Raw genomic sequence first — 9,572 nt, forward strand, 5'->3', positions numbered from 1 at the left:
GTCCGCGCTGCGCTGCGTCCGTCCTGCGCTGCGCTGCGCTGAGCCGCCCGCCTTGCGCCGGCAGCGCCTCGGGTGCGCCGCCCGCGACGGCCGCGCACGGCGTGGCGCGCGAGGTGGCCGGGAGCCGGGACACCGGCCGGGTAGAGGCGACGCCCTGTCCCCGGGAGACCCGGGGACAGGGCGTCGTGGTGCCACGCTGGCCGGCGGGGCGTCGGGTCAGGCCGCGCCGACCTCCGCGACCGCGGCGGCGTCGACCAGCCACAGCGTCGCGGCCGTGCCGCGCGCGCCCGTGGCGGGGGTCACGTCCACCGGCGCGTCGGACAGCGCGGACGCCACGGCGGGGGCCTTCTCGGCCCCGGCGGCGACGACCCACACCTCGCGGGCGGCCCGGATGGTCTCGAACGTCAGCGAGACGCGCAGCGGCGGCGGCTTGGGGGAGCCGTGCACCCCGACCGTGGGGACGCCGGTGGTGCCGACAGCCTCGTGCCCGGGGAACAGCGACGCCACGTGCCCGTCGGGTCCCATGCCGAGCATGAGCACGTCGAACGCGGGGACGCTCGCGCCCTCGGGGGCGAACGCGGCGAGCTCGGCGGCGTACGCGGCGGCGGAGTCCTCAGGGGTGGCGATCCCGGCGGCGGGGTCGAGGGCGCGCATGGCGTGCACGTTCGTCGCGGGCAGCGCGTCGCCGAGCGCGCCGATGAGGGCGTCCCGGGCCTGGGTCTCGTTGCGGTCGGGGTCCCCGTCGGGGAGGAACCGCTCGTCGCCCCACCACAGGTGCACGCCGGACCAGTCGACGGCGGCGCGCGCCGGGGAGGCGGCGACGGCGGCGAGGGTCGTGATGCCGACCGTGCCGCCGGTCAGCACGACGTGCACGGGGGAGGCGGCGGACTGCAGGTCGACGAGGCGGGTCAGCAGCCGGGCGGCGGTGGCCTCGGCGAGGACCGTGGCGTCCGGGTGCACCAGGACGGTGCGGGGGGCGCCCTCGGGAGTGGTGGTCATGCTCCTACCTTCGTCAGCCCCTTGCGGAGCACCTCGCCGTACACCTCGTCGGCGTCGAGCCGCCGCAGCTCCTCGGCCAGGCACTCGCGCAGCTGGCGGATCGGCAGGGCGATGCGGTGCTCGGGCTGGTCGGGCTGGCGCAGCGCGGCGGTCTTGCCGTCGGGCCGGTCGAGCACGATGGCACCGGACCTCCGCTCCAGGCGGACCTGGGTGATCGCGGGGGCGTCGGCCTGCCGCTCGATGTCGACGGGGCAGTTGAGCGCCCAGCCGAGCCACGCGGCCATGAGGTCGACCGACGGGTGCGTGGACTCGCCGGCGACGACCGCGCGCTGCACGGGCTCGAACGGCGGCTGGTCCAGGGTCGCGGCGATCAGCCCGCGCCACAGGGTGGTGCGGGTCCACGCGAGGTCGGTGTCGCCCTCGGCGTAGGTCCCGGCGAGCCGGTGCAGGACGTCCGACGGGGTGGCGCACTCGGTGCTGTCGGTGATCCGGCGGCGGGCGAGCTGGCCGATCGGGTGCTGCGACGGGTCGGCGGGCGGGTCGTAGGGCCACCACGCGACGATCGGCGCGTCCGGCAGCAGCAGCGGCAGCACGAGGGTGTCGAGGTGCCGGGCCTGCGCCTCGGACGGGTGCAGGATGACGACCTCGCTGGCGCCCGCGTCGCCGCCGAGGCGGATCTGGGCGTCGAGCTCGGACTCGGCCCGCGGGCCCTTCTCGGTGAGCACGACCACCCGGCACGGGTGCTCGCGGCTCGCGTCGTTGGCGGCCTCGATGGCGGCCTCGGGGTCGTGCGCACCGACGTCGATGATGAGCGTCAGCACCCGCCCGAGGGCGACGGCGCCGCCCTCGTCGCGCTCGTCGACGAGCCGCTTGTTGATGTCGCGGGTGGTCGTCTTGGGCAGGTCGATGATCACGGTCGCCTCCAGGTCCGTCCGTCGCGCTCCATCATCCGGTCGGCCGACTCGGGCCCCCAGGTCCCGGCCCGGTAGGGCTCGGGCTTGCCCCGGCTCGCCCAGTACTGGGTGATCGGGTCGAGGATCTTCCAGGACAGCTCGACCTCCTCGTGCCGCGGGAACAGCGGCGGGTCGCCGAGCAGCACGTCGAGGATCAGGCGCTCGTACGCCTCGGGGGAGGACTCGGTGAAGGCGTGGCCGTAGCCGAAGTCCATGGTGACGTCCCGGACCTCCATGGCGGTGCCGGGCACCTTGGCGCCGAACCGCAGGGTCACGCCCTCGTCGGGCTGCACGCGGATGACCAGGGCGTTCTTGCCGAGCTCCTCGGTCGCGGTGGACTCGAAGGGCAGGTGCGGCGCCTTCTTGAAGACCACGGCGATCTCGGTGACGCGGCGACCGAGCCGCTTGCCGGTGCGCAGGTAGAACGGCACCCCGGCCCAGCGGCGGGTGTCCACGTCGACGCGGATCGCGGCGAAGGTCTCGGTGGTGGAGTTGGGGTCGAAGCCGCCCTCGTCGAGGTAGCCGACGACCTTCTCGCCGCCCTGCCACCCGGCGGCGTACTGGCCGCGGGCGGTGTGCTTGCCGATGTCCTTCGGCACCCGCACGGCGGACAGGACCTTGATCTTCTCGGCCGTGAGGTCGTGCGCGTCGAACGTGACCGGCTCCTCCATGGCCGTCAGGGCCAGGAGCTGCAGCAGGTGGTTCTGGATGACGTCGCGGGCCGCGCCGATGCCGTCGTAGTAGCCCGCGCGACCGCCGACGCCGATGTCCTCGGCCATCGTGATCTGCACGTGGTCGACGTAGTTGGCGTTCCAGATCGGCTCGAACATCTGGTTGGCGAAGCGCAGCGCCAGCAGGTTCTGCACCGTCTCCTTGCCCAGGTAGTGGTCGATGCGGAACACGTCGTCCGGGCGGAACACCGAGGAGACGACGTCGTTGAGCTCGCGCGCGGAGGCGAGGTCGTGGCCGAACGGCTTCTCGATGACGACCCGGCGCCAGGCGTCCTCGACGGACTCCGACAGCCCGGAGCGGGCGAGCTGCTTGCAGACCACCGGGAACGCGCTCGGCGGCACGGACAGGTAGAACGCGTGGTTGCCGCCGGTGCCGCGGTTGACGTCGAGCTCGTGCACGGTCTCGCGGAGCCGGTCGAACGCGTCGTCGTCGTCGAAGGAGCCCTGGACGAACCGGATGCCCTCGGACAGCTGGCGCCACGTGGACTCGCGGAAGGGCGTGCGGGCGTGCTCCTTGACGGAGTCGTGCACGATCTGCGCGAAGTCCTGGTCCTCCCAGTCGCGCCGCGCGAACCCGGTGAGCGCGAAGCCGGGGGGCAGCAGGCCGCGGTTGGTGAGGTCGTAGACCGCGGGCATGAGCTTCTTGCGCGCGAGGTCGCCCGTCACGCCGAAGATCACCAGACCGGACGGCCCGGCGATGCGGGGCAGGCGGCGGTCGCGCGGGTCCCGGAGCGGGTTGTGCTCGGCGGTGACCTTGGCGGGCCTCACGCGGTCACCCCGCCGAGGCCGTCGCGGACGGTGCCGAGCAGGTCGGACCAGGCGGACTCGAACTTCTCGACGCCCTCGCGCTCGAGCTGGTCAGTGACCTCGTCGAGCGAGATCCCCAGCCCGGCCAGGCGGTCGATGACCTCCTGCGCGGCGGCCTGCGTGTCGGTGACGGTGTCGCCCCGGACGTCGCCGTGGTCCTCGACGGCGCGCAGCGTGGCCTCGGGCATGGTGTTGACGACGCCCGCGACGACGAGCTCGTCGACGTAGCGGGTGTCGGGGTAGGCCTCGTCCTTGACGCCCGTGGACGCCCACAGAGGGCGCTGCGGCTTCGCGCCGGCGGCGGCGAGCGCCTGCCAGCGGTCGCCCGCGACGACCTCGGTGTAGACGCCGTACGCGAGACGGGCGTTGGCGATGGCGGCGGCGCCGCGCAGGGCGGCGGCCTCGTCGGTGCCGATCTCGTCCAGGCGCGGGTCGACCGCCGCGTCCACGCGTGACACGAAGAAGGACGCGACGGACGCGATCGGGGCCAGGTCGTGCCCGGCGTCGCGGGCGCGCTCCAGGCCGGACTGGAACGCGTCCAGCACGGCGCGGTACCGGTCGAGCGAGAAGATCAGCGTGACGTTGACGCTGATGCCCTCGGCGAGCACGTCCGCGATGGCGGACAGGCCCTCGACGGTGGCCGGGATCTTGATGAAGACGTTCGGCCGGTCCACGGTCGACCACAGCGCGCGGGCGGACTCGACGGTCGCGGCGGCGTCGTGCGCGAGGCGCGGGTCCACCTCGATGGACACGCGGCCGTCGACGCCGTCGGTCGCGTCGTAGACGGGCCGGAGCACGTCGGCGGCGTCGCGGACGTCGTCGGTGGTGATCGCGAAGACCGCGTCGTCCACGTCCGTGCCCGCCGTGGCGAGCTCGCGGAGCTGCGCGTCGTAGGCGTCGCCCTTCGACAGCGCGGAGGCGAAGATCGACGGGTTCGTCGTCACGCCCACCACCCGGTGCCGGTCGACGAGCTCCTGCAGGTTCCCGGTGCGCAGGCGCTCCCGGGAGAGGTCGTCCAGCCAGACCGCGACGCCGGCGTCGGCCACCTGGTCGAGCGGCGTGGTGCCCTCTGTCATCGTCGTGCCACCTCACTTCTCGTCCCGCGGGGGCGGGACGTCGACGGACGTGTGCCCGGCCGTGCCGGGCGCCGCGAACGCCCGGGTCACCGAGGTGCCGGGCGTGCGACTTCGAGCGTAGACCCGGCACCACGAGGTCCGCCGCCTCGTCCACAGGCCGAAGGGCCCAGGGCGACGGACATCACACCTCTGGGACCGAGGTCCCGGGGGTGTGATGGCCGCACCTGCTGCGTGGAGACCCGTAGGATGGTCGGGTTCATCCGTGCGGCAGAGCAGTGCCGTGCGGGCCGAGGACGGGCGGAGGACCGGAGTGCGCACGACGAGCCCTGCCGCTCCCGCCGGGTCCCCGGCGAGCGCGGGCCCCCGCCCCGCCCCCGGGCCGCGCACCCTGCGTCGCCGGGTCGCCGCGTACGTCGCGCTCACCAAGCCACGCGTCATCGAGCTGCTGCTCGTGACGACGCTGCCGACGATGATCCTCGCGCAGGGCGGGTTCCCCCCGGTCGGGCTGGTGCTCGCCACGCTCGTCGGCGGTGCCGCCGCGGCCGGGTCGGCGAACGTCCTGAACTGCTACATCGACCGCGACATCGACCAGGTGATGAACCGGACCAAGCGCCGGCCGCTGGTCACGGGGGAGATCACCCCGCGCGCCGCGCTGGTCTTCGGGCTCGCGCTCGGCGTCGCCTCGCTGCTGTGGCTCGCGCTGCTGGTGAACGTGCCGTCGGCCCTGCTGACCGGCGGAGCGATCCTCATCTACGTCGTCGGCTACACGATGATCCTCAAGCGCCGCACCCCGCAGAACATCGTCTGGGGCGGTGCCGCGGGCTGCATGCCGGTGCTGATCGGGTGGTCGTCGGTCACCGGAGGGCTGTCCTGGGCGGCGGTGCTGCTGTTCGGCGTGATCTTCTTCTGGACGCCGCCGCACTACTGGCCGCTGTCCATGAAGTTCCGCAAGGACTACGCCGCCGCGGGCGTCCCGATGCTGCCGGTCGTCGCCGCGGAGTCGAAGGTCGCGCGCGAGATGATCGCGTACACCGTCGCGATGATCGCGTGCTCGCTGCTGCTGGTCCCGGTCGCCGGGATGACCTGGGTGTACGCCGTCGTCGCCTCCGTGCTCGGCGTGTGGTTCCTGTGGTCGAACATCGCGCTGTACCGTCGCGCCCAGGACCCGAGCCGCGGCAAGCTGCGCGCGATGTCGGTGTTCCACGGGTCGATCACGTACCTGTCGCTGCTGTCGGTCGCGGTGGCGGTCGACGTGTTCCTCCCGCTCTGACCGACGGCGGGCCGCGCGCAGCGGCGGGGAGGACGACCCCATGACGGAGGCGACCACCACGGCGCCCGACGGCGCGCCGACCGACGTCGCCCCGGCCCTGCGCTCCGCCGTCGAGGGCTACCTCGCGCACCTCACCGTGGAGCGCGGCCTGTCGACGAACACCCTCGCCGCGTACCGCCGGGACCTCGACCGGTACCTCGCGCACCTCGCGGCGGCGGGCCGCACCCGGGTCGCCGACGTGGGGGAGGCGGACGTGGAGGACTTCCTCACCGCCGTCCGCACCGGCGCGGACGGGCGCGCCGTGCTGTCGGCGTCGTCGGCGAAGCGCGCCGTCGTCGCGGTGCGCGGCTGGCACCGGTTCTGCGTGCTGGAGGGCATGGCGGACGCCGACCCGGCCCGCGCGGTGCGGCCGCCCAAGCAGGCGCAGGTGCTGCCCAAGGCGATCTCCACGCACGACGTCGAGCGGCTCCTGGACGCCGCGTCCCTCGGGGACGGCCCGGTGCCGCTGCGGGACCGCGCGCTGCTGGAGCTCGTGTACTCGACCGGCGCGCGCATCTCGGAGGCGGTCGGCCTCGACGTGGACGACCTCGACCTCACCCCGGGGCGCGCGGCGGTCCGGCTGTTCGGCAAGGGCCGCAAGGAGCGGGTCGTCCCGGTCGGGGCGTACGCGGTCGAGGCCGTGGAGGCGTACCTGGTGCGCGCCCGGCCCGCTCTCGCGACCGGGACCCGGACGACGGGCGGGGACCCGCGGCGCAGCGGCTCGGCGGTGTTCCTCAACACCCGGGGCGCGCGGCTCTCCCGCCAGAGCGCCTGGGCCGTGCTCCGCACCGCCGCCGAGCGCGCGGGCCTGCCGGGGGCCGAGCACGTGTCCCCGCACACCCTGCGGCACTCGTTCGCGACGCACCTGCTGGCGGGCGGCGCGGACGTCCGGGTGGTCCAGGAGCTGCTGGGGCACTCGTCGGTCACGACGACGCAGATCTACACGAAGGTGACGCCCGACACCCTGCGCGAGGTGTACGCCACCAGCCACCCGCGCGCGCGACGCGCGACCGGCGCGGGACGCGGCTGACCGGCGCCGTCGCCGGTAGGGTGTCCTGGTGGCACGCGAGGACAAGACCGAGACCGCTCTCGACCCGGTGGGCAGGGCCCTGCCCGAGTTCCCCGTCCCCGCGCCCCTCGCCGCGCACGGTCCCGCTCGCGTGATCGCGATGTGCAACCAGAAGGGCGGGGTCGGCAAGACGACGACCACCATCAACCTGGCCGCCGCGCTCGCCGAGTACGGGCGCCGGGTGCTGATCGTGGACTTCGACCCGCAGGGCGCCGCCTCGGTGGGCCTGGGCGCGAACCCGCACGAGCTCGAGCGGACCGTCTACGACCTGCTGGTCGACAAGAACACCGCGGTGTCGGACGTGATCCGGCCGACCGAGATCCCCGGGCTGGACCTGCTGCCCGCGAACATCGACCTGTCGGCTGCCGAGGTGCAGCTCGTCAACGAGGTCGCCCGCGAGTCGATCCTGGCGCGCGTGCTGCGCCCGGTCGTGGACGACTACGACGTCGTGCTCATCGACTGCCAGCCGTCGCTCGGCCTGCTGACCGTGAACGCGCTCACCGCCGCGCACGGCGTCCTCATCCCGCTGGAGTGCGAGTTCTTCGCGCTGCGCGGCGTCGCTCTGCTGGTCGAGACCGTGGACAAGGTGCGCGACCGGTTGAACCCGCGCCTCGAGGTCGACGGCATCCTCGCCACCATGTACGACCCGCGCACGCTGCACGCCCGCGAGGTCGTCGCCCGCGTGTACGAGGCGTTCGGCGACACGCTGCTGCACACCGTCATCGGCCGGACCGTGAAGTTCCCCGACGCGTCCATCGCCGCGGAGCCCATCACGACGTACGCGCCGACCCACGCCGGGGCGCACGCCTACCGGCAGCTGGCCCGGGAGCTCGTCGCCCGTGGCGACGCCGCCTGACACGACCCCGGCTGAGCCGGCCGAGGTCGCCGACCCCGCGCAGACCCCCACCGGGTCGAGCGCCTTCGAGGTGCACCTGGAGAACTTCTCCGGGCCGTTCGACCTGCTGCTCGGCCTGATCTCCAAGCACAAGCTCGACATCACCGAGGTCGCGCTCGCCTCGGTCACCGACGAGTTCATCGCCTACCTGCGGGCCGCCGAGCGCACCGCCGCCGCGGGTGGGCGCGAGCTCGACCTCGGGCAGGTCAGCGAGTTCCTGCTCGTCGCGGCGACCCTGCTCGACCTCAAGGCCGCGCGGCTGCTGCCCGCGGGCGACGTCGAGGACGCCGAGGACCTGGAGCTGCTGGAGGCCCGGGACCTGCTGTTCGCGCGCCTGCTGCAGTACCGCGCGTACAAGGTCGTCGCCGGGGACCTGGGGTCGCGCCTCGCCGACCAGGGCCGCCGGTTCCCGCGCACCGTCCCGCTCGAGCCGCACCTCGCCGCCATGCTGCCCGAGCTCGTGTGGCAGATCGGGCCCGACGAGCTCGCCGCGCTCGCCGCGAAGGCCCTCGCGCCCGCACCGCCGCCGCCCGGCGTCGACATCAGCCACCTGCACGCGCCCGCCGTCAGCGTCCGCGAGCAGGCCGCCGTCCTGGTCGACCGGCTGCGGCACGGCGGCGCCGCGACGTTCCGCACGCTGACGGCCGACGCCGACGGCACCCTCGTGGTGGTGGCCCGGTTCCTCGCGCTGCTGGAGCTGTTCCGCGAGGGCGTCGTCGGCTTCGACCAGGTGACGCCGCTCGGCGAGCTCACCGTGCGCTGGACCGGCACAGAGGACGGCGACGTCGCCGTGCGCACCGACTACGACGACGAGGACGCGCCACCGGCCGTCGAGGAGATCGCGGAGATGACCGACCACGCGGGGGAGCAGGCATGAGCGCACCGGACGACGCCGTCGCACCCGGGGCCGGGGCGCAGGGCGAGCAGGGCGGGGCGCCCGATGCCGAGGCGACCGTCCTCGCGCCGGGGACGGTCCTCGAGGCGCCCGAGCCGGTCCCGGACGTCGACGACCTGCCCGGCGGCGCCCTCGCCGCGCTCGAGGCGGTGCTGATGGTCGCCGACGAGCCGATCCCGGCTGTGCGCCTCGCCACGGTCCTCGACCTGCCGACCGAGCGCGTCCAGGCGCTGCTCGCGGACCTCGCCGCCGAGTACCGCGGCGAGCACGGCGGCCGACCCCGCGGGTACGAGCTGCGGCGCGCCGGGGAGGGCTGGCGGATCTACTCCTCGCCGGTGTTCCACCAGGTCGTCGGGCGGTTCGTGCTCGACGGCCAGACCGCGCGCCTCACCCAGGCCGCGCTGGAGACCCTCGCCGTGATCGCCTACCGCCAGCCCGTCACCCGCGGGCAGGTCTCGGGCGTGCGCGGCGTCAACGTGGACGGGGTCGTGCGCACCCTGACCACCCGCGGGCTGGTCGCCGAGGCCGGCACCGACCCGACCACAGGTGCGGTCCTCTACCGGACCACGGGATACTTCCTCGAGCGGATGGGCCTCACGAACCTCGACGAGCTGCCCCCGCTCGCGCCCTACCTGCCCGACATCGACGCGTTCGACGGGCTGGACGGCGTGAACCGTACGACAGGAGACGTGTGATGAGTGCAGCAGGACAGGGCGGCCGTGGCCGTGGCGCGGGCGGCGGTGGCCCCCGTGGCGGGAGCGGGGCGGCAGGCCGGTCCGGCGGTGCCGGTGGCGGCCGTGGCGCTGGTGGCGGACGCGGTGCCGGTGCGGGCCGTGGC

9 protein-coding genes are annotated in these 9,572 nt (G+C 74.5%); 5 read left to right on the forward strand and 4 right to left on the reverse strand.

The window, feature by feature from the left end; genetic code table 11:
* Positions 1 to 216 precede the first annotated feature (216 nt).
* Genes pgl through tal form a run of 4 tightly spaced genes read right to left on the reverse strand, consistent with a single transcriptional unit; the run spans position 217 to position 4,566 of the window.
* Complete coding sequence (gene pgl / locus EBM89_RS18100; RefSeq protein WP_122151031.1) at positions 217 to 999, reverse strand: 6-phosphogluconolactonase; 783 nt, start codon at positions 997 to 999, stop codon at positions 217 to 219.
* Positions 996 to 1,913: a glucose-6-phosphate dehydrogenase assembly protein OpcA gene (locus tag EBM89_RS18105; protein WP_122151032.1), complete on the reverse strand. Its 918-nt coding sequence runs from the start codon at positions 1,911 to 1,913 to the stop codon at positions 996 to 998. Before EBM89_RS18105 ends, pgl begins: the two co-directional genes overlap by 4 nt.
* Positions 1,910 to 3,451, reverse strand: a complete 1,542-nt coding sequence (gene zwf, locus EBM89_RS18110; RefSeq protein WP_122151033.1) for a glucose-6-phosphate dehydrogenase — start codon at positions 3,449 to 3,451, stop codon at positions 1,910 to 1,912. The genes EBM89_RS18105 and zwf overlap by 4 nt, the downstream gene beginning before the upstream one ends.
* Positions 3,448 to 4,566, reverse strand: a complete 1,119-nt coding sequence (gene tal, locus EBM89_RS18115) for a transaldolase (protein ID WP_122151034.1) — start codon at positions 4,564 to 4,566, stop codon at positions 3,448 to 3,450. The genes zwf and tal overlap by 4 nt, the downstream gene beginning before the upstream one ends.
* Before the next feature lie 310 nt (positions 4,567 to 4,876).
* Between tal and EBM89_RS18120 the strand changes: the two genes are divergently transcribed.
* From EBM89_RS18120 to scpB, 5 genes are read left to right on the forward strand one after another with little or no spacing between them, the layout of a single operon-like run.
* The gene (locus EBM89_RS18120) at positions 4,877 to 5,836 is read left to right on the forward strand and encodes a heme o synthase (protein WP_439647204.1); all 960 of its coding nucleotides are present in this window, start codon (positions 4,877 to 4,879) and stop codon (positions 5,834 to 5,836) included.
* Positions 5,837 to 5,876: 40 nt separating this feature from the next.
* Entirely contained in the window at positions 5,877 to 6,905 is a 1,029-nt protein-coding gene (locus EBM89_RS18125; protein ID WP_122151035.1) for a site-specific tyrosine recombinase XerD, read from the forward strand.
* Positions 6,906 to 6,933: 28 nt separating this feature from the next.
* Positions 6,934 to 7,800, forward strand: coding sequence for a ParA family protein (locus EBM89_RS18130; protein WP_122151036.1), 867 nt, complete (start codon positions 6,934 to 6,936; stop codon positions 7,798 to 7,800).
* Entirely contained in the window at positions 7,784 to 8,716 is a 933-nt protein-coding gene (locus EBM89_RS18135; RefSeq protein ID WP_122151037.1) for a segregation and condensation protein A, read from the forward strand. The genes EBM89_RS18130 and EBM89_RS18135 overlap by 17 nt, the downstream gene beginning before the upstream one ends.
* Positions 8,713 to 9,429, forward strand: coding sequence for an SMC-Scp complex subunit ScpB (gene scpB, locus EBM89_RS18140; protein ID WP_122151038.1), 717 nt, complete (start codon positions 8,713 to 8,715; stop codon positions 9,427 to 9,429). The genes EBM89_RS18135 and scpB overlap by 4 nt, the downstream gene beginning before the upstream one ends.
* Positions 9,430 to 9,572 lie beyond the last annotated feature (143 nt).

The organism is Cellulomonas triticagri, from assembly GCF_003696205.1.
GTDB classification, from domain to species: Bacteria; Actinomycetota; Actinomycetes; order Actinomycetales; family Cellulomonadaceae; genus Cellulomonas; species Cellulomonas triticagri.